At 68.3% G+C, this 22,628-nt stretch carries 20 protein-coding genes and 1 pseudogene; 17 read left to right on the top strand and 4 right to left on the bottom strand.

What is annotated here, in order from left to right; translation table 11 throughout:
- Positions 1–94 precede the first annotated feature (94 nt).
- Entirely contained in the window at positions 95–553 is a 459-nt protein-coding gene (locus tag KIK09_RS32330; RefSeq protein WP_214323197.1) for an MBL fold metallo-hydrolase, read from the bottom strand.
- A 164-nt stretch (positions 554–717) separates the two neighbouring features.
- On the opposite strand from KIK09_RS32330, the gene ngcE reads away from it, so the two are divergent.
- The 8 genes from ngcE (at position 718) to KIK09_RS32285 (ending at position 8,383) form a co-directional block, all read left to right on the top strand.
- Complete coding sequence (ngcE, locus tag KIK09_RS32325) at positions 718–2,163, top strand: N-acetylglucosamine/diacetylchitobiose ABC transporter substrate-binding protein (RefSeq protein WP_214323196.1); 1,446 nt, start codon at positions 718–720, stop codon at positions 2,161–2,163.
- Between the two features lie 3 nt (positions 2,164–2,166).
- Positions 2,167–3,081 (top strand): carbohydrate ABC transporter permease, encoded by a 915-nt coding sequence (locus tag KIK09_RS32320; protein WP_214323195.1) that lies wholly within the window; start codon positions 2,167–2,169, stop codon positions 3,079–3,081.
- Position 3,082: 1 nt separating this feature from the next.
- Complete coding sequence (locus KIK09_RS32315) at positions 3,083–3,937, top strand: carbohydrate ABC transporter permease (RefSeq protein ID WP_214323194.1); 855 nt, start codon at positions 3,083–3,085, stop codon at positions 3,935–3,937.
- Between the two features lie 9 nt (positions 3,938–3,946).
- Entirely contained in the window at positions 3,947–4,192 is a 246-nt protein-coding gene (locus KIK09_RS32310; RefSeq protein WP_214323193.1) for a 4a-hydroxytetrahydrobiopterin dehydratase, read from the top strand.
- A 54-nt stretch (positions 4,193–4,246) separates the two neighbouring features.
- Entirely contained in the window at positions 4,247–4,768 is a 522-nt protein-coding gene (locus KIK09_RS32305; protein ID WP_214323192.1) for a hypothetical protein, read from the top strand.
- A gap of 224 nt (positions 4,769–4,992) precedes the next feature.
- Positions 4,993–6,084 (top strand): low temperature requirement protein A, encoded by a 1,092-nt coding sequence (locus tag KIK09_RS32300; RefSeq protein ID WP_214323191.1) that lies wholly within the window; start codon positions 4,993–4,995, stop codon positions 6,082–6,084.
- The gene (locus KIK09_RS32295) at positions 6,081–6,404 is read left to right on the top strand and encodes a nuclear transport factor 2 family protein (protein ID WP_214323190.1); all 324 of its coding nucleotides are present in this window, start codon (positions 6,081–6,083) and stop codon (positions 6,402–6,404) included. Before KIK09_RS32300 ends, KIK09_RS32295 begins: the two co-directional genes overlap by 4 nt.
- A gap of 1,058 nt (positions 6,405–7,462) precedes the next feature.
- The gene (locus KIK09_RS32285; protein ID WP_214323189.1) at positions 7,463–8,383 is read left to right on the top strand and encodes a transglutaminase-like domain-containing protein; all 921 of its coding nucleotides are present in this window, start codon (positions 7,463–7,465) and stop codon (positions 8,381–8,383) included.
- A gap of 106 nt (positions 8,384–8,489) precedes the next feature.
- On the opposite strand, the gene KIK09_RS32280 is transcribed toward KIK09_RS32285, so the two are convergent.
- Together KIK09_RS32280 and KIK09_RS32275 are read right to left on the bottom strand one after the other, a co-directional pair.
- Positions 8,490–9,251, bottom strand: coding sequence for a pirin family protein (locus KIK09_RS32280; RefSeq protein WP_214323188.1), 762 nt, complete (start codon positions 9,249–9,251; stop codon positions 8,490–8,492).
- 96 nt (positions 9,252–9,347) lie between these two features.
- Complete coding sequence (locus tag KIK09_RS32275) at positions 9,348–9,986, bottom strand: GntR family transcriptional regulator (RefSeq protein ID WP_214323187.1); 639 nt, start codon at positions 9,984–9,986, stop codon at positions 9,348–9,350.
- A gap of 105 nt (positions 9,987–10,091) precedes the next feature.
- Here KIK09_RS32275 and KIK09_RS32270 point away from each other — a divergent pair, with 105 nt between their 5' ends.
- Genes KIK09_RS32270 through KIK09_RS58155 form a run of 9 tightly spaced genes read left to right on the top strand, consistent with a single transcriptional unit; the run spans position 10,092 to position 21,460 of the window.
- On the top strand, positions 10,092–12,026 hold the full coding sequence (locus KIK09_RS32270) for a beta-galactosidase (RefSeq protein ID WP_214323186.1): 1,935 nt from the start codon (positions 10,092–10,094) through the stop codon (positions 12,024–12,026).
- Positions 12,004–13,317 carry an aminomethyl-transferring glycine dehydrogenase subunit GcvPA gene (gcvPA, locus tag KIK09_RS32265; RefSeq protein WP_214323185.1) on the top strand — a complete coding sequence of 438 codons (1,314 nt, stop codon included), beginning with the start codon at positions 12,004–12,006 and terminating at the stop codon, positions 13,315–13,317. The genes KIK09_RS32270 and gcvPA overlap by 23 nt, the downstream gene beginning before the upstream one ends.
- Positions 13,314–14,870: an aminomethyl-transferring glycine dehydrogenase subunit GcvPB gene (gene gcvPB / locus KIK09_RS32260; RefSeq protein WP_214323184.1), complete on the top strand. Its 1,557-nt coding sequence runs from the start codon at positions 13,314–13,316 to the stop codon at positions 14,868–14,870. The genes gcvPA and gcvPB overlap by 4 nt, the downstream gene beginning before the upstream one ends.
- Positions 14,871–14,873: 3 nt before the next feature.
- Positions 14,874–16,001 (top strand): ATP-NAD kinase family protein, encoded by a 1,128-nt coding sequence (locus KIK09_RS32255; protein ID WP_214323183.1) that lies wholly within the window; start codon positions 14,874–14,876, stop codon positions 15,999–16,001.
- Positions 15,998–16,738: an SDR family NAD(P)-dependent oxidoreductase gene (locus tag KIK09_RS32250; RefSeq protein WP_214323182.1), complete on the top strand. Its 741-nt coding sequence runs from the start codon at positions 15,998–16,000 to the stop codon at positions 16,736–16,738. Before KIK09_RS32255 ends, KIK09_RS32250 begins: the two co-directional genes overlap by 4 nt.
- 17 nt (positions 16,739–16,755) lie before the next feature.
- A complete protein-coding gene (locus KIK09_RS32245) occupies positions 16,756–18,051 on the top strand; it encodes an ABC transporter substrate-binding protein (protein WP_214323181.1) in 1,296 nt (431 codons plus the stop codon).
- Positions 18,051–18,980: a carbohydrate ABC transporter permease gene (locus KIK09_RS32240; RefSeq protein ID WP_214323180.1), complete on the top strand. Its 930-nt coding sequence runs from the start codon at positions 18,051–18,053 to the stop codon at positions 18,978–18,980. The genes KIK09_RS32245 and KIK09_RS32240 overlap by 1 nt, the downstream gene beginning before the upstream one ends.
- A 9-nt stretch (positions 18,981–18,989) precedes the next feature.
- On the top strand, positions 18,990–19,811 hold the full coding sequence (locus KIK09_RS32235; protein ID WP_214323179.1) for a carbohydrate ABC transporter permease: 822 nt from the start codon (positions 18,990–18,992) through the stop codon (positions 19,809–19,811).
- On the top strand, positions 19,811–21,460 hold the full coding sequence (locus tag KIK09_RS58155; protein WP_250574122.1) for an amylo-alpha-1,6-glucosidase: 1,650 nt from the start codon (positions 19,811–19,813) through the stop codon (positions 21,458–21,460). Before KIK09_RS32235 ends, KIK09_RS58155 begins: the two co-directional genes overlap by 1 nt.
- Positions 21,461–21,819: 359 nt before the next feature.
- Here the strand turns inward: KIK09_RS58155 and KIK09_RS58150 are convergent.
- Positions 21,820–22,608: pseudogene (locus tag KIK09_RS58150) on the bottom strand (serine hydrolase); the annotation flags it as partial.
- Positions 22,609–22,628 lie beyond the last annotated feature (20 nt).

Below are 22,628 nucleotides of genomic sequence, written 5' to 3'. Positions count from 1 at the left end.
GGACTCCAACCCTCGCAGGTCGGACCTTCCTGCTTCACAGGCGACAGCCCCCGGGACGAACCCAAGCCGAGGTCTTACGTGGTCTCCACAGGCTTCACATCCCGCCAGCCCGGCGGTAGGTCCGGCAGCTTGGTTCTCGCCGCCGGACGACGCAACCGTACCAGCCTCGCACATATGTGCGAGGCCGTTTCCCGAAGTCGCGGTCGAAGCGGGCGGCCACCGCTTCATGGGCGTACACCGTGGCCCGGCGCGACTCCTCGAACGGCCCGGTGCCGAAGACGTGATCGATGTGCCCGTGCGAGTAGAACGCCGTGGTCAGCGGTGCCGTCGACCAGGCGCGTACGTCCTGGAAGAGCTGCCCGGCCGAGAAGGGGCTGCTCGTGTCGAACAGCGCCAGCTCCCCGTCGCCCTCGAAGGCGACGACGTTGCCGAACCCGGACCACCAGCCCAGGCCGTCCGCGATCGGCTGGACGCCCTTGCCCTCCATGCCCTGGTCGACGATGCTGTCGTCAGATTCGCCCCGCCAGATCCGATCCGCGTACTCCTCAATCATTTGTCCAGTCTCTTTCTAGAACGGGATTCTGGGCAAGAGGGTCACGGAGTTGCGTCGCAAGGTCACGGGTCGATTGCGGCCCCTTGACGGGTCACGCTGGGCGTTCGTACGTTCGGGCAAAACGATTAGGAAACTTTCCTAATTCTCTCTCTTCAGGAGCCCCCATGACCCACCCGGGAGAGATCACTCGGCGCCAGCTCCTGCGGCGCGCCGGACTGGCCGCGCTGATCGTGGGCCCCGGCGGGAGCCTGCTGAGCGCCTGCGCCACCGGCGGCTCGGGCAGCGAGCCGTCCGCGGCGCCCGCGACCTCGGCAGCCGCGTCGAGCGACCCCAAGAACCCCTTCGGCGTCGACGCGAAGAAGCCTCTCGAGGTGGTCATCTTCAGCGGCGGCTTCGGCGAGGCGTACGCCACCGACGTGCACGAGGCGCTCTACAAGCAGGAGTTCCCCGGCGTCTCGATCAAGCACAACGCCACCCAGCAGATCGGCACCCAGCTCCGCCCCCGCTTCGTCAGCGGCGACGTGCCCGACGTCATCAACAACTCAGGGCCCGAGGCGCTCGACCTGGCCCCGCTGGCCCAGGACGGCTCGCTGGCCGACCTGTCGCCGCTGTTCGACGCCCCCTCGATCGACGACCCGAGCAAGAAGGTCAGGGACACCGTCACCCCCGGCGTCCTGGAGAACGCCAAGCTCGAAGGCAAGGACCTGGTGCTCAACTACACCGTCGAGCACCGCGCGCTCTGGTACGACGCCAAGTTCTTCGAGCAGAAGGGCTGGCAGGTGCCCAAGACCTGGGAGGAGTTCAAGGCGCTCGGCGACACCGCCAAGAAGGAGGGCATCCTCCTGTTCGCCTACCCCGGGCAGAAGGGGCCGTACTACCAGCTCTGGAACATGCTCTACACGGCCGCGCAGATCGGCGGGAACCAGGTCCTGATCGACATCGACAACCTCGTCGACAACGCCTGGAACGCCGACGCCGTCAAGCAGTCGGTGAACGCCTGGGTGGACATCCAGAAGAACTACGGCGACAAGGCCTACTTCGGGCTCGACCACACCCAGACGCAGATCAAGCATCTGCAGCACAAGCTGCTCTTCTACCCCACGGGCTCGTGGATCGAGAACGAGATGGCCAAGGACAAGCCGGCCGGCTTCGAGTACGCCATCGCGCCCGTACCCAGCGTCACGGCCGGCGACAAGATGCCGTACGGTGCCATCCACGTCGGCGTGGGCGAGAACTTCGTCGTGGCGGCCAAGGGCAAGAACCCGCAGGGCGGCCTGGAGTACCTGCGGATCATGCTCTCCAAGCAGGGCGCCAAGGGCTTCACCGAGAAGACCAAGAGCCTGACCGTGGTCAACGGCGCCGCCGAGGGCGTCGACCTGCCGCCCGGCCTGATGAGCGCCTACAGGGCGCAGGACGCCGCCGGGCAGAACATCATCACCGACGCCCGCTTCGAGGGCTGGTACAAGGAGCTGTTCGACTTCGCCACCAAGCAGACCAACGCCGTGATGTCCGGGCGGATCACCCCGGACGAGTTCTTCAGCACGGTCCAGAAGAAGGCCGACGACATCAAGGCCGACTCCTCGATCACCAAGCAGACGCGGAGCGCCTAGCCGATGGTGCGGTTGCGCAAGTACGGGTTCATCGCGGGCTTCCTCGTGGTCCCGGTGGTGCTCTACGTGGTCTTCGTGATCAGCCCGTACGTCCAGGCGTTCCAGATCTCGCTGACCGACTGGAAGGGCGTCTCACCCCGGTTCAACTACGTGGGCTTCGCGAACTTCGCCCGCCTGTTCCGGGACGACGTCTTCTGGCAGGCCCTGCGGACTCACGCGATCGTCCTGGTAGCGCTGCCGCTGGTGACGATCGCGATCGCGCTGGTCTTCGCGTTCCTGCTCAACCTGGGTGGGGGAGCGCGCGGCGCGGGCATGCGCGGGATCTGGGGGTCGACGGTCTACAAGGTGATCTTCTTCTTCCCCCAGGTCCTGGCCGTCGTGGTGATCGGCGTGCTGTTCCAGGCCGTGTACCGGCCCGACGAGTACGGCGTCATCAACGGCGTGCTGATCAGGCTGGGCCTGCAGCCGGTGGGCTGGCTCACCGAGCCGAGCCTGGCGCTGCCCTCGCTCATCGCGGTGATGGTCTGGCAGGCGGTCGGCTTCTACGTGGTGCTGTTCTCCGCGGGCATGGCGGCCATCCCCAAGGACTACTTCGAGGCCGCGGCGCTCGACGGGGCGGGGCGCGGGCGCCTGTTCTTCTCCATCACGCTGCCGTTGCTGTGGGACACCATCCAGGTCGGCTGGGTCTACCTGGGCATCGCCGCCTTCGACTGTTTCGCCCTGGTCATGGTGCTGTCGGTCGACCAGGGCGGCCCCGACGGCGCCACCACCGTGCTGCCCGTCGAGATCTACAAGAACGCCTTCACCTACTCCAAGGCCGGATACGCCTCGGCCATGGGCGTCGCCCTGTTCTTCCTGACCATCACGTTCGCGGTGATCTCTCTCCGCGTGACCCGGCGAGAGAAGCTCGAGATCTGACATGGCACTCACCCGTGAGGACAGGCCCCGGCAGGGGGTGCTCAGCAGGCTCTCGCACGTCGCGCTGTTCGTCTGGGCGCTGCTGATCCTGCTGCCGCTGCTGTGGACGTTCCTGGCGTCGTTCAAGAACAACACCGAGATCTTCGGAGACCCGCTCCAGTTCCCGGGCGCGCTGCGGTTCGACAACTGGGTGCGCGCCTGGGACACCGCGCACATCGGGCGCTACATGTTCAACACGGTCGTCATCGTGGCGCTCAGCACGTTCGGCACCATGCTCTTCGGCTCGATGGCGGCCTACGTGCTGGCCCGCTACACCTTCTTCGGCAACCGGTTCATCTACTACCTGTTCGTGGCGGGCATGGCCTTCCCGGTGTTCCTGGCGCTGAGCACGCTGTTCGGGGTGGTCAAGCAGCTCGGGCTGCTCGACACCTACACCGGGGTGATCCTGGTCTACATCGCCTACTCGCTGCCGTTCACCGTGTTCTTCATGGCCGCCTTCTTCCGTACGCTGCCGGACGCGGTGGCCGAGGCCGCGATGATCGACGGGGCCTCGCACACCCGGACGTTCTTCCAGGTCATGCTGCCGATGGCCAGACCGGGCCTGATCAGCATCACCATCTTCAACGTGCTCGGCCAGTGGAACCAGTACCTGCTGCCGCTGGTGCTGCTCGCCGGCGCCAAGGACAAATGGGTCATCACCCAGGGCATCGCCAACATCTCGATCATCGCCGGCTACCAGGCGGACTGGCCCGCGCTGTTCGCCGCGCTCAACCTGGCGATCATCCCGGTGCTGATCATCTACATCATCTTCCAGCGGCAGATCCAGTCCGGGCTCGGCGCCGGGGCACTGAAGTAGCGTTGGCCCATGAGCTGGACACGTGAGGGCGAGACGCTGCGCCGTACCATCCAAGCCCCCGACTTCCCGACGGCCATCAGGATCGTCGACGAGATCGCGGTCAAGGCCGAGGAACTCAACCACCATCCCGACATCGACATCCGGTGGCGCACGCTGCACCTGTTGCTCACCACGCACGACAAGGGCGGCCTGACCGAGCTCGACTACACGCTCGCCGACCAGATCGACGACATCGCCGCCAAACACGGAGCGTAGGCGCTCGATCACTCGCTAGAGTGGTCGCCTCCGTCGCCGCTCTGGGGGGCTCGCATGCGCTCTCGCTTGCCGTACGGCATGCTCAGCTTGTCCATGCTGGTGGGACTGATCGCCACCGGCTGTTCACAGTCGACCGCCGGCACGCCGAGCGCGCCCGCCGCCGCACCCGTGGGGGTCACCGGCGGCGGCGAGTTCACCGGCGGCGATCCGGCCGCGATCGCCTACGATCGCAAGCTCGTGCCCCAGGGCGCCCAGGCCAGCCTCACCGCCGAGTCCGTCGGCGACCGCACGGTCACCTCGCTGGTCGTGGAGGGCTTCCTGCACAACCGGGCGTACGGCGCGCATCTGCACACCGAGCCGTGCGGCGCCGACCCGCAGGCGGCCGGGCCGCACTTCAAGCGCGGGACCGACGAGGTCTGGCTCGACTTCCGTACGCTGGGCAACGGCACCGGTCACGCCACCACCCGCCACGACTGGCAACTCGACCCCGCCCACCTGCCCCAATCCCTGGTCATCCACGCGGCCCCGGGCGCCTCGGCCCCCCGCATCGCCTGCCTCACCCTCCACCGCCGCTAGCTTTCGGGCCCTCGCGGATCTCGCCTGGCCTCAAGCGCCCCTGCCGCGTGCGCGTCAGGTTGCCGCCCTGTGCTGGGGGCTCACCTACGTGGCTTCACCTGTACGCCTCGTCTCCGTATCTCGGGCGCCGTAGGCGTTTGCGATCGTTGATCGCGAAATTGGTATCACTCGCACAAGAAGGGCGTCATAATTACATAATTACGCACAAAGGTGGAGGAGTGGCGATGAGCGAGCGCCGATGGCAGCCGCCCAGATTGCGGCTGTTCGAGGGCGTGCAACGCCGCGCCACCTGGCTGGAACTCCTGTACGACCTGGTCTTCGTGGTGGCCGTGGCCGAGCTGGCCGACGTGCTCGAGGCTGGCACCACCCCGGCGCGGCTGCTGACCTTCGTGGGGCTGTTCGTGCCCGTGTGGTGGGCCTGGGCGGGATACGTCTTCTACGCCAACCGCTTCGACACCGACGACGTCAGCCACCGGTTGCTGGTGATCCCGCAGATCCTGGCCGTCGCCACGATGGCGGCCAGCGTGTCCGACATCGCCGAGCGCTCGGCGATGTTCGCGCTGTCGTACGTGGCCGTGCGGGTCCTGCTGCTGGTGGCCTACCTGCGGGTGGGCCGGCACGTCCCCGACGCCAGGCCGCTGGCCACCCGCTACGCGATCGGGTTCACCGTCGCCGTGCTGATCTGGGTGGCCTCGCTGGCGGTCGAGCCGCCCACGCGGTACTGGTTCTGGGCCGTCGCGATGGTGATCGACCTGGCCACGCCGTTCGTGTCCCGGCGCCACCAGAAGGCGCTGCCGCCGCAGAGCGAGCACCTGCCCGAACGGTTCGGCCTGTTCGTCGTGATCGTCCTGGGCGAGGTCGTCGCGGCCGTCGTCGGCGGGCTCAAGGGGCACGCGGTCACCCCGGGCACGCTGCTCATCGCGCTGCTCGGCGTGGCCGTCGCGATGGCGTTCTGGTGGCTGTACTTCGACCACCTCGACGAGGAGGTCGTGCTCCGCACCCAGTTCGCCGGGCAGGTCTGGGTCTACTCGCACCTGCCGCTGTCGATGGGGCTGGTGGCCTTCGGCATCGGGATCGAGCACGCGATCGCGCACCCCAGCTCGGGCTGGGCGGTCGGGGTGCCCGCCGCGATCGTCTTCGCGCTGCTCGGGGTGCAGCGTCTGTGCTCGGGCGACCGTACGCAGGCCTTCATCCGGCTGGGCGCCGCGCTCGTGACGCTCGCCACCGCGGCGCTGCCGCTCGCGGCGGCGCTGCCCCTGATCCTTGTGTACGGCGGGGCCCAGGTGGGCCGTGATCTCATCAAAGGTGACAGATGACAGCAGAACTGTTCGAACGCCAGCTCGCCCTCATCGCCGACGGAGACCTTGAGGGGCTCCTCGCCCAGTACCACGAGGACGCCACGGTCGTCCGCCTCGACCGGGTCGTCCACGGCCCCGCGGAGCTCCGCGAGTTCTTCGCGTCGTACCTGGCGCTGAAGCCCGTCGTCGACGAGGTCAAATCCGTCCAGATCACCGACGACGTCATCTTCTACAACGCCGACATGACCATCGGCGGCAACCAACTCAACACCTTCGGCACCCTCGTCCTCAAAGAAGGTAAAATCTGGCGCCAAACCGCCGCCGCCGTCCCCCGCTGACCTGCCTCTCCGCTGCCGTACGGCAGGCCGCCGCCCCCGGCCGCCCGCCGTCGTGCGCTCGCGGCCCGCATCCGGCGCTTCCGGCGAGTCGACGACCGTGACTCGCCGCAACGCCGCTGCGATATCCAGGCACCACGGCCTTATCGGTGCTCCTGAACGAAAAATTTGCGGCGATCTCTTTGGACCAGCCCTGAAGGCTGTTTGTGTATTCAGTAGCCCATTTGCCGGAGGCGAACAGGCATTCTGAAGTTACGCACATGAATACTCATTCTTCGAAGCGAGACTCTCGCTGCCCAGCGGAGAGGGGAAGTCATGCTTCGTAATCGCTCACTCGCCATCCTCGGGACGGCACTTGTCGCCTCTCTCGCGATCCCTTCGAGCTTCGCCGCGGAGGCCATGGCAGCCTCGTCCCGAGCGAATCCAGAGGTCACGGCACCGTTGGCGAAGCGCGATCCGTGCATGGGCAAGGGCTCGGGCTGCGCAAAGGGAATGTCTGATGGATATGCCGATGGCGTACGATGCCAACCCCGCAATCCGTCGAGTCATGCGAACTCGAGCGACCCGGATTATGGATACGGCTACGAGATAGGCTGGGCAGACGGCTGGAAGCACAGCGAGTGCGGGGGTTCGACGCCATCGCAGCCCAAGAAGCCGTCCGCGAAGCTCCAACAGAGGGCTGCGGGCGAGGCCGCGGGTGAGTCCGACGCGGACGACCTCCAGCGGTGCGTAAGGTCTCACTACAGAGGCCACTCGAAGTCGTTCAAGAACGGATACCTCGAGGCCAACCCATACTGCTAGAGCCCGACCGCGCCCAGGAAGGTGGCTATCGCCCCCTGCTTCAGGCACCCTTTGCCGCCGGTGCGCTGAATGTGTGGGTTATGCGTGCTGGGTGGGGATGGTGCCGAGACGGCCGGACTGGTAGTCCTCGAAGGCCTGGACGAGTTCTTCGCGGGTGTTCATGGCAAACGGCGGATGTCTGGACAATTATGGGCGAATTTTGACACGGTGAGGGCGCCGGACGGTAATCGAAATTAGCCGACGTCTTCCGAGGTTGAATCATGCCATCTACGCGTCTCGCAGCGGACGAAGCCGCCTTCTACGCCAATCAGAGTGCCTTTTCCGCGCCCAATGGCCTCTCCCAGCTCTATGCCGACCTTCCACACGATCCAGCGGGACTTGCCCGCGCAGCGCGCGACATGATGATCCACCGCATGGAAGGCGAACTGTTCCAATACGCCATCCCGCAGGATCGCCTGTACAACGATGCCGAGTCGCGCTACATCGACGACATCCTGCGGATCATCATCGAGCGGAGCGCCGCGCCGTTGGCCGAGCGGCGCGAGGTCGGAGACCGTTTCGTCGGCGTGTGCCGCGACTTCGCGCTGCTGTACTGCTCGTTCCTGCGCCACGCGGGCGTTCCCGCGCGCCTGCGGATCGGTTTTGCCGACTACTTCGGCTCAGACGGGTTCCATGCCGACCACGTCGTGACCGAGTACTGGGATGACGAGCGGGGCTGGCTGCTCGCCGATCCGCAACTCGCCGACCCCGTGGTCGTCGCCGCGTGGAACGTCGACTTCGACCCGATGGATGTGCCGCGGGACCGCTTCCTGGTGGCGGGCAAGGCATGGCGGGCCATCAGAGCGGGCGAGGCGGACCCGACGACCTTCGGCCTCCATCCTCCCGAGGAAGGGCCGATGTTCGGGGAGTGGTTCGTGGCGCACGACGTGCAGGTTGACCTCGCCGCGCTGAACAAGGTCGAGACGCTGCTGTGGGACACCTGGGGGACAGGATCGGGCGGCGATGGCGAGATGACGCCCTCGACCTGCGAGCTGTATGACCAGGTCTCGCTGACAGCGTGCGACGAGGTTTCCTTCGACGCGGCGCGGAAGCTGTTCGCGGACGACGAGAGGCTGCGGACGCCGAAGATGGTGCTATCGCTGGCGCCTTTCAACGGTCCACGCGAAATCCGACTTCGCTGATACCGCTTGTGCCGAGTTCGGTGGGGCACCAATAACCCCCGGCTTCGGGCCGCAGAGAGCTGCTCAGGGGTCCATCTCCTGAGCAGCTCCCTGCGAGGGAGCGTTATCAGTCTTTGATGGTGGCGTGCATCTCCCAGACGAGGATCTCGGCTGGCGTGGTGGCGGTTACTTTGTTGCCGCCGGTGCTGGTGAATCGCACTGCGTCCCCTTCGTTCAGGGCGCCAGCCCCTTCGAGGACGACTTCGCCGCGCGGCACGAACAGGTGGAGGAACGGGGCATCAGGTAGCTCCACGGAATCGCCGGGGTTGAGGCGGGCGGCGTGGAGGGCGGCGTACTTGTTCTTGATGCGGATGGCGGCGTTGTCTGCGTGCTGGTCCATGCCGGAGGCGACGACGACCAGGCCGCCGCGGAGGAGTTCGTCGCCGATCTCGAGCTGTTCGTAGCCGGGGGTGATGTTGGGCTCGTCGGGGACGACCCACATCTGGATGAAGTGGACCGGGTCGATGTGCTGGTTGCCGCCCTGGAGGCGCCAGGAGTCGTTCTTCTCGCTGTGGAGGATGCCTGTGCCGGCGCTCATGCGCTGGGCGAGTCCGGGGTAGATGACGCCGTTGTGGCCGGTGGAGTCCTGGTGGACGAGGGAGCCTTGCAGCACCCAGGTGACGATCTCCATGTCTCGGTGCGGGTGGGTCTCGAAGCCCGTGCCCGGGGAGACGACGTCGTCGTTGTTGACCAGGAGCACGCCGTGGTGGGTGTTGGCCGGGTCGTGGTGATGACCGAAGGAGAACGAGTGCGAGGAGTCGAGCCACGGCAGCCGGGTGGTGAAACGCTCGTCGCGGCGGCGGATGTCGATGGTGGGCGCCGTGGTCATGAGTTCGGCCTCCTCGCGGTGAATGTGCTCTGGTGAAGAGAGCCATCCACTGGCTGTGCTCCCTTCGTGCTGGGCACAACCAAGTTTAGAATTCAACTATTCCAGGCGGGACATCATCCGCTCCATGCCGTTGACCCAGTTGTCGCGCAGCGCCCGGGTCGCGGCGGGCAGGTCGCCTGACAGGAGCTCCTCGGCGACCTTGGTGTGCTCGGCCGCCTCCCGCTCCAGTGGTGCGTCGTCGCCGTGCAGCAGGTGCGCGTAGCGGCGCATCCCGGCCTTGACGCTGGTGATCAGGTCGAGCAGGCGCTCGTTCTGGCAGCCGCTGAGCAGCAGGTCGTGCCACTCGTCGTCGTGCCGCTCGATGACCTGCTGCTCGGCCACCGCGTCGGGGAACTCCTGGGCCAGCTCGAGCAGCCTGGGCGCGATCTTGCGCAGGTAGGTGGGATCGGAGGTCTCCAGCGCCAGCGCCTCGAGCGCGGCGACGATCTCGCAGAGCTGCCTGAACTCCTGCTTGCTCACCGGCGCGAACCGGAACCCGCGTCCCTGGCTGCTCTCCAGCACTCCCTCGCCCGCGAGCGTGATCAGGGCCTCGCGCAGGGGAGTACGGCTGACGCCCAGCTCACCGGCCAGCGCCGCCTCGTTGATGTCGGTCCCGGCGGCGAAATCGCCCCGATCAAGCCTCCTCAGCAGCTCTTCCCTGATCTGCTCGCGCAGCGGTCGCCGCTCGATCGGCATGACGCTCCTCCGCTTCATCTGCCCCCGCCCGTATGTTAGCGCTTGACGTGATGCAAAATACTGCACTATGAATTCTGCATACAAAATAGTACTGAAGGAGTGACGGTGGGAGCGACCCGAGTACCGGGCCTGTTGTTCGGCGGTGACTACAACCCCGAGCAGTGGCCGGAGGAGGTCTGGGCCGAGGATGTGCGGCTCATGGCCGAGGCCGGCGTGAACATGGCCACGGTCGCGGTCTTCTCCTGGTCGCGCCTGGAGCCGCGTCCCGGCGTCTACGACTGGGGCTGGCTGGACCGGGTGCTCGACCTGCTGCACGAGCACGGCATCGCGGCCGACCTGGCCACCGCGACGGCCACCCCGCCGCCCTGGCTGGTGCGCGAGCACCCCGAGGTCATGCCGGTGGACGCCGCGGGGACCCGTCTGGAGTTCGGCTCACGCCAGGGTTACTGTCCCAGCTCGCCGGTCTTCAAGGAGCATGCCGTACGGCTGGCGAGAGCGGTGGCCGAGCGCTACAAGGACCACCCGGCGCTGGCCATGTGGCACATCTCGAACGAGTATGCCGACCACACCCTCGAGTGCTTCTGCCCGGAGAGCGCCCGACATTTCCGTACGTGGCTGGGTAAGAGGTATGGCTCCATCGAGGCGCTCAACCAAGCGTGGGGCACCTCGTGCTGGGGACAGCACTACACGAGCCTGGACCAGGTCGAGCCGCCCCGCAAAGCACCGGGACCGGTGAACCCGTCGCAGCTGGTCGACTGGCGGCGCTTCTGCAGCGACGCCCTCCTCGAGCTGTTCGGCGCGGAGAAGTCCGTGCTGCGGGAGATCACCCCGGACATCCCGGTCACCACGAACTTCATGAGCATCCTGCACGGCCTGGACTACTGGAAGTGGGCCGCCGAGGAGGACCTGGTCAGCGACGACGCCTACCCCGACCCAGCCGACCCCGAGTCGCACGTGGCGGTCGCGCTCAGCTACGACCTGATGCGCTCGCTGAAGCGCAAGCCGTGGCTGCTGCTGGAGTCGGCGCCGTCGGCGGTGTCGTGGCGTGAGGTCAACGTGCCCAAGCCGCCCGGCATGATGCGCCTGCACAGCCTCCAGGCGCTGGCGCACGGCTCCGACGGCGTGATGTTCTTCCAGTGGCGCCAGGCGGCCTACGGGCCGGAGAAGTTCCACTCGGCGATGCTCCCGCACGGCGGCACCGCCACCCGCGGCTGGCAGGACACCCTGCGCCTGGGCCGCGATCTGCGCGACCTGGCCGAGATCGCGGGCACGACCACCAAGGCCGACGTCGCGCTGATCCTCGACTGGGACAGCTGGTGGGGCCTGGAGGCGCCCGAGTCGATGCCGTCCAACCGGCTCAGGCTCAAGGAACTGCTGCTGTCCTGGTACGCGCCGCTGCACGCCCGGGGCGTCAACGTGGACCTGGCCCGCCCCGACGAGGACCTGTCGGGCTACCGCGTGGTGATCGCGCCCAACCTCTACATGTGCACCGCCGAATCGCTCAGGACGGTGACGGGACAGCTCGTCGTCGGCCCCTTCTCCGGCGTGGTGGACCCCAACGACCACGTGCACCCCGGCGGGGCGCCCGGGCCGCTGGCGGACCTCCTGGGCATCGCGGTGGACGAGTTCTGGCCACTGCCGGACGGCGCGACCCAGGAGACCACCGCCGGCACGGCGCGGACGTGGGCCGAGTGGATCCGCGTCCAGGACGCCGAGGTCGTGGCCACCTATCAGGGCGGCGAGCTGGACGGGCTCCCCGCGGTCACCCGCAAGGGCAACGCGTACTACGTCAGCTGCCTGCTCGACGACCCCACGGCCATCCTCTCGATCGAAGGCCTCGACCTCCCCGATGGCGTGGAGGCGACCCGCAGGGAGAACTACCTCTTCCTGCTCAACCATGCCACCACCCCCAAAAAGGTCATCCTTCCCGCGCCGGGACGGGACCTGCTGACCCAGCAAGACCTCGAAGGCGAGATCGAGATCGCGCCCAGAGACGCCATCGTGCTGAAGGAGTCCAGTGACACACCCGTATATCCCTAACGCCGAGCCGGGCGTCAGGGCCGAGATGCTCGCCGCCATCGGCGCGGAGAGCGTCGAGGAGTTCTACGCCGACATCCCCGCCGAGCTGCGCCTCGGCCGCCAGCTCGAGCTGCCCGCCCCCTTCGTCGCCGAGCAGGACCTGATCCGCCACATGGACGGCCTGTTCGGGCGCAACCGGCAGGGGCTGAGCTTCCTCGGCCACGGCTGCTACCCCCACCACGTCCCGGCCGTGTGCGACGAGGTGAACTCCCGCAGCGAGTTCCTCACCGCCTACGCCGGCGAGCCGTACGAGGACCACGGCCGCTTCCAGGCCCTGTTCGAGTACGTCAGCATGATGGGCGAGCTGCTCGAGATGGACGTGGTCAACGTCCCCACCTACGACGGCTTCCAGGCCTCGGGCACCGCGCTGCGGATGGCCGCCCGCTACACCAAGCGGAACAAGGTCCTGATCAGCGGCGCCGTCAGCGCGGACAAGCTGAGCAAGCTGCGCGACTTCCTGTCGCCGGACATCGCGATCGAGCTGGCCCCGGTGGCCGCCGACGGCGAGATCGGCGAGGTCGCCATCGACGGCACCTACGCCGCGATCTACCTCGAGACCCCGAACGTCTACGGCGTCGTCGAGACCCGCGGCAAGGAACTGGCCGAGCTGGCCCACGCCCACGGCGCCCTGCTCGTGGTCAGCGCCGACCCGATCTCGCTCGGCGTGCTGGCCCCGCCCTCCGCCTACGGCGCCGACATCGTCTGCGGCGACATCCAGTCGCTCGGCATGCACCAGAGCTTCGGCGGCGGCCACGCCGGCTTCATCGCCACCCAGGACCACGAGCCGCTGGTCGCCGAGTTCCCCTCGCGGCTGTTCGGCATCGCGCCGACCAAGGTTCCCGGCGAGTACGGCTTCGGCGACGTCTACTACGACCGCACCTCCTTCGCCCTGCGCGAAGAGGGCAAGGAATGGGTCGGTACGGCTGCCGCCCTGTGGGGCATCACCGCCGGCGTCTACCTGGCGCTGATGGGCCCGAACGGCATGCGGGAGCTGGGCGAGACCGTCCTGGCCCGCACCCGCTACGCCATGGACGCCCTGGGCGACCTGGTCCTGCACCGAGACGCGATCCACTTCCGCGAGTTCGCCATCCGCGTGCCCGACGCCCAGGCGCTGCTCGACGGGCTCCTGGCCAAGGACATCTTCGGCGGGGTCCGCCTGGACGACACGACGGTGCTGGTCTGCGTGACCGAGCGCCACTCCATCGAGGACATCGACCGGCTCGCCGCAGCCGTCAAGGAGGTTCTGGCATGAGCGGTCACGGGACCGAGTCGTTCGCCGAGCTGCCGGTGGCGCCCAAGCCGCCGCTGCGCCGCTTCCACCAGGCCCGCTGGGACGAGCCGGTCATCTTCGAGCTGTCGCAGCCGGGCCGCCGTGGCATCGCCGTGTCCGAGCCCGGCGCGCCCCGCGTGGAACTGCCGGAGTCCGTACGGCGGGTCGAGGCGCCCAAGCTGCCCGAGATGTCGCAGCTGCACGTGCTGCGCCACTACCTCAGGCTGTCGCAGGAGAACCTGGGCGTCGACCTGAACATCGACGTCGGCCAGGGCACCTGCACGATGAAGTACAGCCCCAAGGTCAACGACCGCTTCGCCAACGCGATCGCCGAGCTGCACCCGTTGCAGCCGGAGGAGAGCGTGCAGGGCGTGCTGGAGATCTACTGGCGGCTGGAGCAGATGCTCGCCGAGATCTCCGGCATGTCGCGGGTGTCGCTGCAGCCGGGTTCCGGCTCGGCCGCCATCTACACCAACATCGCGATGATCCGCGCCTACCACGCCGCCAACGGCGACGGGCACCGTGACCAGGTCATCACGACGATGTTCTCGCACCCGTCGAACGCGGCCTGCGCCAAGACCGCCGGGTACGAGGTGATCACGCTGATGCCGGACGCCGACGGCTACCCGGACATCGAGGCGCTGCGGGCCGCGATCGGCCCCAGGACCGCCGCCCTGATGATCACGAACCCGGAGGACACCGGGATCTTCAACCCGCGCATCAGGGAGTTCGTCGACCTGGTGCACTCCGTGGGCGGGCTGGCCTGCTACGACCAGGCCAACGCCAACGGCATCCTGGGCATCACCAGGGCCAGGGACGCCGGGTTCGACCTGTGCCACTTCAACCTGCACAAGACGTTCTCCACGCCGCACGCCTGCGGCGGGCCGGCGGCCGGCGCCTGCGGCGTGTCCCCGGCGCTGGAGCCGTTCCTCCCCGGGCCGACGGTCGAAGAGGACGCCGGGCGGTTCTTCCTGAAGGTGCCGGAGAAGTCGGTCGGCAAGATCCGCCCGTTCCTCGGCGTCACCCCGAACATCGTCCGCGCCTACGCCTGGATCATGGCGATGGGCGCCGAGGGCCTGCGCGAGGTGGCCGAGACGGCCGCGCTCAACAACAACTACCTGATGCACAAGGTCCTGCAGATCCCTGGCGCCTCGGCCCCCTGGGACAAGCGCCGCATCGAGCAGGTCCGCTACTCCTGGCAGGAGCTGTCGGAGGAGACGGGCGTCCACTCCGAGGAGATCGGCGTCCGCGCCGCCGACTTCGGCGTGCATTACTGGACCTCGCATCACCCCTACCTGGTGCCCGAGCCGTTCACGCTCGAGCCCACGGAGTCCTACTCCAAGGAGGACCTGGACGAGTACGCCGCGATCCTGGCCCACGTGGCCGACGAGGCCCGCAGGGACCCGGAGTTCGTCAAGGGCGCGCCGTACAACCAGACGATCCACAAGATCGACCCGACGTCCCTCGACGACCCCAAGCAGTGGTCGCCGACCTGGCGCGCCTACGTGCGCAAGCACCTGACAGGCAAGGACTGAGCCGTGTTCACCGTGGGGCTGGTCGTCAACCCGGTCGCCGGGCTGGGCGGCTCCGTGGGCCTCAAGGGCAGCGACGGGGCCGACGTGCAGCGCGAGGCGCTGTCGCGGGGCGCCGTGCCGCACGCGGGGGAGCGGGCCGCTCAGGCGGTCCGCACCCTGCTCTCGCGCCGCCCCGGCACCCGGCTCGTCACGGTCTCCGGCGCGATGGGCGAGGACAGCGTCCAGGGCGCGGCTGAGCTGGTACGGCTCCCGCCGCCGCCCGACGGCCACACCACGGCGGCCGACACCAGGGCGGCCGTGACGGCCTTCGCCGAGGCCGGGGCCGACCTGGTGCTGTTCGCCGGCGGCGACGGGACCGCGCGGGACGTCCTCGACGCGGTTCGCGGCCTCGGCGGGCAGGCACCACCCGTGCTGGGGATCCCGGCGGGGGTCAAGGTGTACTCCGGCTGCTTCGCGCTGAGCCCGGCCACCGCCGGGTTCCTGGCGGCCGGCTTCGACCCGGAGAGCACGCTCGAGGCCGAGGTGGTGGACCTCGACGAGGAGCGCTACCGCCACGGCCTGGTCAGCCCGCGCCTGTACGGGACCGTCCGGGTGCCGGACGCGCGCACCGGGCTGTCGGGGCGCAAGGCGGGCTCGTCGAGCGCGGTCCCCGCCACGGCCGAGGGCATCGCCAGGGAAGTTGTGTCCCGGATGTTGCCGAATGTCCGTTACATTCTGGGTCCGGGCGCCACGACGATGGCCGTCGGGCGGGAGCTGGGCGTGGTCACGACCCTGCTCGGGGTCGACGTGATCGAGTCCGGGCGGCTGGTGGCGGCCGACGTGAGCGAAGGGGAGCTGGTCGACCTGGTGCGGGGGCGGGAAGCGGTCGTCGTGCTGTCCGTGATCGGCGGCCAGGGCTTCGTGCTCGGCAGGGGCAACCAGCAGATCTCCCCGAAGGTCCTGGACGGCCGCGAGCTCCTGGTCCTGGCGACCCAGCAGAAGCTGGCCGCCCTCAAGGGGCGCCCGCTGCTGGCCGACAGCGGGGACGACGAACTGGACAGAAAGCTGAGCGGGCACGTCCAGGTGATCACCGGCTACCGCGAAAGCACGATCTACCGCATCAGTGCGGCGAGTGAGGAGAGTTTCGGATGAGTGCGTTTGACGGCAAGGTCGCCGTCGTCACCGGCGGTGCCTCGGGCATCGGCCGGGCAACCGCACGGTTGTTCGCCCAGGAGGGCGCCAAGGTCGTCGTGGTCGACATCGACGGATCGGGCGCCGAGGCGGTCGCCAAGGAGATCGGCGGGCTGGCCGTACAGGCGGACGTGTCCAGCGCCGACGACTGCCGCAGGGTCGTCGAGACCGCCACGAGCACCTACGGCGGGCTGCACGTGCTGTTCAACAACGCCGGGATCATCCGCCGCACCACCGCGCTCGACCTGGACGTCGAGGAGTGGGACCGGGTCATGGCGGTCAACGTCCGATCCGTCTTCCTCATGTGCAAGTACGCCATCCCGGCCATGACCGAGGGTGGTTCGATCGTGAACACCGGCTCCGGCTGGGGGCTCAAGGGCGGTGGCAACGCGATCTCGTACTGCGCCTCCAAGGCCGCCGTGGTCAACATGACCAGGGCACTGGCCATCGACCATGCCAAGGCCGGGATCCGGGTCAACTCGGTCAATCCCGGCGACACCATGACGCCGATGCTGCGCGACGAGGCCAAGCAGCTCGGCGAGGACTGGGCGGCGTTCGAGGCCGACGCCGCCGACCGGCCGATGGGCCGCTCCGGCACGCCTGACGAGATCGCTCAGGCCGTGCTCTTCCTGGCGAGTGACGCCGCCAGCTATGTCACAGGATCCGCGCTCGTCGTCGACGGCGGCGGGCTAGCTTAACCCCCCAGGAGAAACACATGAAGCGTGCGGCAGCCGTTCTCGGCATCCTCGCAATCGCCGTCACCGCGTGCAGCGGCGGCGGAGGCGCACCGGGCGTCCCCGGTTCCGGCGGCAAGGACGCCGCCGGCGGCCCGGTGACCATCCGCTGGTCGGCCTGGGGTTCGGCGGACGACATGAAGCTCTACGAGCCGCTGGTCAAGAAGTTCGAGAGCGAACACCCCAACATCAAGCTCAAGCTCGAGCCGGTGGCCAAGTACGAGGACTACCACCCCAAGCTGCTCACCCAGCTGACCAGCAAGACGGCGCCCGACGTCTTCTTCGTGGGCGACGACAACATCGGCAAGTTCGTCTCCGCCGGTGTGCTCACCTCGCTCAACGACAAGCTGAGCGGCCCCGACTCCAAGAGCAAGCCCGAGGACTTCTTCGAGGGCGTCTACGGCGGGGCCAAGAAGGACGGCCAGATCTACGGCGTCCCGAACGACACCAACCCCGAGGTGCTCTGGTTCGACAAGCAGGCGCTGAAGGACGCGGGCATCACCGAGAACCCGGCCGACCTGTACACCGCCGGGCAGTGGACGATGGCCAAGTACCTGGAGATGGGCGCCAAGCTCGTCAAGGCGGGCAAGTCCGGATCGCTGTTCTGGAACTGGTACGGCTCCACCTACAGCATGATCCACGGCTTCGGCGGCAAGGCGTGGGAGGGCGGCAAGTTCACCGCCACCACCGACCCGAAGGCGCGCGAGGCGCTGCAGACCCTGGCCAAGGGTTACCAGGACAAGACCTTCGTCTCGATCGACCTGCTGCCTGCGAGCAACGGCGGTGACACCCAGTTCCTCAAGCACAAGGCCGGCTTCTACGCCGGTGGCCGCTGGGTGATCGACATTGTCAAGAAGGGCGGCGACCTGGCCGACTACGACATCGTGCCGTTCCCGTCGCCGGACGGTAAGCCGATGTCGGGCGCCGTGGCCGCCTCCTACATGGCGATGAACAAGGACACCCAGCACCCGAAGGAGGCCTTCCAGTTCCTGACGGAGTTCGTCAGCAAGGAGGGCCAGATGGTGCGGCTGAAGGGTGGCGGCGCCGTGCCGTCCGTCAAGGGCGCGGAGTCGGTCGTGCTCGACGGCTACCCCGAGCACGCGCAGACCCTCCTCGATGTGCGTGACAACGGCTTCGCCAACTACCCCGAGGAGGTCGCCGTCCCGGGCCTGACCGCCAGCATCAACGAGTACCTGCTCAAGGTCTGGCAGGGCAAGGTGCCCGTCGACCAGGGCATGACTGAGCTGCAGAAGCTCGTCGAAGGCAAGCTCGGCTAGTGGCCACGCTCACCCGCCCACGGACCGCCCCGGCACACGCCTCCGCGACGAAGGTCAGGAGCCGGGACGGCCTGTGGGCCGCCTTCTTTCTCGCGCCCCAGGTCCTGGGCCTGGTCGTGTTCCTGCTCGTCCCGCTGGGCTTCGCTTTCGTACTGGCGTTCATGCAGTGGGGCGGGGTCGACGAGCCGAAGTGGGTCGGCTTCGACAACTTCGCGGCTCAGCTGACCGACCCGCTGTTCGGGCGAGCCATCTGGAACACGGTCAAGATTGCGCTGATCACCGTGCCCGTCGGGCTGACGCTGGCCGTGCTCATCGCGGTGGCGCTCAACAACCTCAAGGGCAGCAACGTCTACCGGGTCCTGTACTTCATGCCGGTCATCACCAGTTCGGTGGCGGTCGCGCTGATCTGGCAGGTCATCCTGGCCAACGACGAGAACGGCGTGCTCAACACCACGCTCAAGCGCTTGCTCGGCATCACCGGCCCCGACTGGCTCGGCGACCCCCAGTGGGTGATCCTGTCCATCGCGGTGGTGACGATCTGGTCGTCGCTCGGGCTCAACGTGGTCATCTTCATGGCCGGGCTGCAGACGATCCCGCCGCAGCTCTTCGAGGCGGCCAGGATCGACGGCGCGAGCGCGTTCCAGATCTTCCGGCGGGTCACGCTCCCGCTGCTGTCGCCCACGATCTTCTTCTCCACGATCGTCGCCGTGATCAGCTCGCTGCAGGCCTTCGACCTGATCTACGTGCTGGTCGACCCCAAGGACAACGAGGGCGCGCAGACGATCGTGTATCGCGTCTACGACCTGGGCTTCAAGAAGTTCGAGTTCGGCATGAGCAGCGCCGCCGCGATCCTCCTGCTGCTGCTCACGCTGATCGTCACCCTCGTCCAGTTCGCGGCGCAGAAGCGCTTCGTCCACTACGACTCCTAGGGATCCGCCATGCGAACCAGGCAGGTCGCCCTGCACGTCTCGCTGACCGTCGGCGGGCTCCTGATGCTGTTCCCCTTCGTCTGGATGCTGCTGACCTCCTTCAAGGGCACGCACCAGATGCTCAACAGCCCGACCGACTGGCTGCCCAGCCCGTGGCGGGCGCAGAACTACGGTGACGTGCTCAGCGGGAGCGCCATCCTCGGCGCCTACTGGAACAGCTTCTACATCGCGGTGCTGAACGTCAGCCTCACGCTGCTGACCTCCGCGATGGCCGCCTACGCCTTCGCCCGCATCAGGTTCAGGGGCTCCGGCGCGCTGTTCGTGCTGTTCCTGGCCACGCAGATGGTGCCGACGCAGGTGACCATCGTGCCGTTGTACCTGCTGCTGGCCAAGATCGGCTGGGTCGACTCGCACATGTCGCTGATCGTGCCGTCGATCGTCAACCCATTCGCGGTCTTCCTGCTGCGGCAGTTCATCAGGGCCGTGCCGGTGGAGCTGGAGGAGGCGGCCAGGATCGACGGCGCCAACCGCTGGACGATCTTCTGGCGCGTGGTGCTGCCCAACATCAAGCCGGGCCTCGGCGCCATGGGCATCATCGTCTTCCTCGCCGCCTGGAACTCCTACTTCTTCCCGCTGATCTTCCTCAACACGCCCGAGCTGTTCACGGTGCCGCTGCTGGTGGCCTCCTACGCCAAGGAGCACGGCGCGATGGACTACGGCCTCATCCTGGCCGCCTCGTCGATCGCCGTGGTGCCCACGCTGATCGCCTTCCTGATCGGGCAGCGGCGGATCATCAACTCGATGGCCGCCTCCGGACTCGGAGGACGCTGATGTTCACTCTCGACCTGCGCGAACGCCCCTTCACCGACCGTGGCTCCCGGCTGCTCGTGACAGCCGGCGAGGACGGCTCCCTGCGGGTGGCCCGCGCGCTCTACGAGACCCGCCTGTCCGACACGACCGTCATCAGGGGCCTGCGCCTCTTCGACGGCTCCCGCGAGCTGCCGGTACGGCGGGCCACCCCGGACCTGATCGAGTTCGAGGGAGGCGTCTCCTTGGCCTTCGCCGACCCCGAGACCCTGGCGCTGTCCGGGTCCGGGGCCGTGGCCCGCTGGGACGGGGGCGAGGTGGCCGTCGACGGCTGCGTCACCTTCGACGGGCGGCGGCTCGAACGGGACGTGCCCGGGCAGGCCGCCGCGCGGTGGGGCGAGTGGTTCTCGAGGATGCCGGCCGTACCGGAGGAGCTGCGGGAGCGGGCCGAGATGGCCTGGTGGACGCTGGCCGTCAACCTGGTCCGCATCCGGGGGCGGGAGTCGCTGATCCCGTCGAAGTACGGCTACGTCGGGCTGTGGAACTGGGACTCCTACTTCCACGCCATCGGGCTGAGGCACGCGGAGCCGGAGCTGGCCCGCGAACAGATCCGGATATTGCTGGACAACCAGCGTCCTGACGGGTTGATCCCCGACGTGGTGCACGACCACGGGGTGCTGGCGGAGACGACCGACCTGCCGCGCTCCGACCTGGCCCGGCTGGCCCAGCACGTCGGCGGGGAGCCGATCCGCGAGCCCGTGCCCGTCACCAAGCCGCCGCTGACCGCCTGGGCCGTCTGGAAGATCCACGAGGCCGATCCCGACGTGGGCTTCCTGGGCGAGGTGTACGAGCGGCTCGTGCGGTCGCAGGAGTGGTGGTTCGCCCGCTCCGACCCGGACGGCGACGGGCTGGCCGAGTACCTCCACCCGTACTCCTCCGGCCTGGACGACAGCCCGATCTGGGACCACGGGCCGCGCGCCGAGCCGCCGGACCTGAACTCCTACCTGGCCCTGCAGTACGACCGGCTGGCCGACATCGCCGAGGTCCTGGGCAAGTCCGGGGACGCGACGATGTGGCGGGAGAAGGCCCAGGCGGTGGTCGACCTGCTGGTGGCGCGGCGCTGGAACGGCACGCGCTTCGTCACGCCGCAGGCCGACGTCCGCACGCCGCTCGACCTGATGCCGCTGTTCACCGGCCGCCTGCCCGCCGACGTCGCCCGGCGCCTGGTGGACGACCTGCTGTCGGCGAGCTTCTGGGGCGAACGCCCCGTGCCCACGGTGGCCTTCGACGACCCCAGGTTCGAGCCCGACGTCATGTGGCGTGGTCCGGTCTGGCTGAACGTCAACTACCTGCTGATCGACGGCCTGCGCCGCTCCGGGTTCCATGCCGAGGCCGCCGAACTGCGGGAGCGCACCCTGGCCATGGTCCGCGACGGCGGCGGCCTCTACGAGTACTGGAACCCGGCCACGGGCGGGAAGGCCACCAGGGCGACCACGGGCTTCGGCTGGTCGGCCGCCCTGTTCCTGGACCTGGCTCAGGAGAGCAGCCCGAACGCGCCGCGCGACAGCGCCATCAGCTCGTTGGCCACGTCCGCCTCCAGCAGCGAGGCGCCGGGGTCGGAGGCCATCGCGGTGACCACGAACGTCCTGCCCGAGGCCGAGCGGGCCGAGTAGCTGACGTCCAGCACGCCGGGCTCGGAACCGCCCTTGTACCAGGCCTGGGACCAGCCCGGCACGTTCATCGTGCCGTCGTTCAGCGACATGGCCCTGTTCACCTGCGCGGACCCCAGCCCGCGCAGGTGGGCGTGCGCGCGGCACACGTCGAGCGGAGAGCCGAACCACTCGATCGTGTCGATGTCGCGGGGCCCGTTCCACATCTTGAACTCCGACAGCGGCACCTTGGCCACCTCGCCGGCCAGGTAGGCCCGCCGCTGCGCGGTGCCGCGCGACAGGTAGGCCTGGTCACGCCCGGTGCCCTTGAGCAGGAACATCTCCCGCGTCGACAGGAACGGCGCGTTGGCGTGGGAGGACCAGGCTCTGTTCACCGCCTCGACGTTCCGCCGTCCCGCCTGGTGCAGCAGCAGGTCGGCCCCGGTGTTGTCGCTGATGGAGATCATCAGGTCGGCCGCCTCGGAGACGGGCACGGTGCTGTTGTCCGGCCGGTCCTGCAGCACCCCGCTGGGCAGGCTCTTGAGCGACGGCTTGATCGTCAGCGGCGTGTCCCAGTCGAACCTGCCCGCCTTGACCGCCTTGGCCACCGCGCCGAGCACGTACAGCTTGAACATCGACCCGAGCGGTCTGGCCTTGTCCGCGTTGATCGCGTGCACGGGGCGGCAGCGCCCGCCGGGCAGCACCTCGGCGGCCAGGAAGCCGACGCGCGGCGCCGACTTCCGCAGCCGCTCGTCCAGCTCCTGCCACGAGGTGGGCGCGGGCCGCGTGAACAGCAGGTAGTTGATCTTCCCGGTGGAGTCGACGCCGATGTCCAGCCGGTACTGCTTGTCCTTGAGGGTGACCAGCGCTCCGATCTCGGTCGGCGTCTCGGAGGCGATCTTGTCGAGCCGCATCCCCTTGAACGCGCCCATCGACTGGTTGATCTGGGCGGCAGGCACGGCGGCGAGGAAGTCGGCGGCGAAGTGCGCGGCCAGCTCGCTTTCCGGGATCGGCGCCCGGTTGACGGCGTCGAGCAGCCAGCGCAGCTGGTCGCCCACCTGGGAGGCGGGCGTCGTGACGGTGGGAACGGGCTCGCTGAGAGCGAAGGCGGCGGGCGTGGCGGCGACGGAGGCCGCGAGCACTGTGGCCAGGGTCAAGGGGAGAATTCGCATGATCCCAGGCAATCCCCTGC

It is taken from the genome of Nonomuraea sediminis (assembly GCF_018531495.1).
Classification (GTDB): Bacteria; Actinomycetota; Actinomycetes; order Streptosporangiales; family Streptosporangiaceae; genus Nonomuraea; species Nonomuraea sediminis.
The sequence above is the reverse complement of the archived record's forward strand: the minus strand, read 5'-3'. Positions and strand labels throughout refer to the sequence as shown.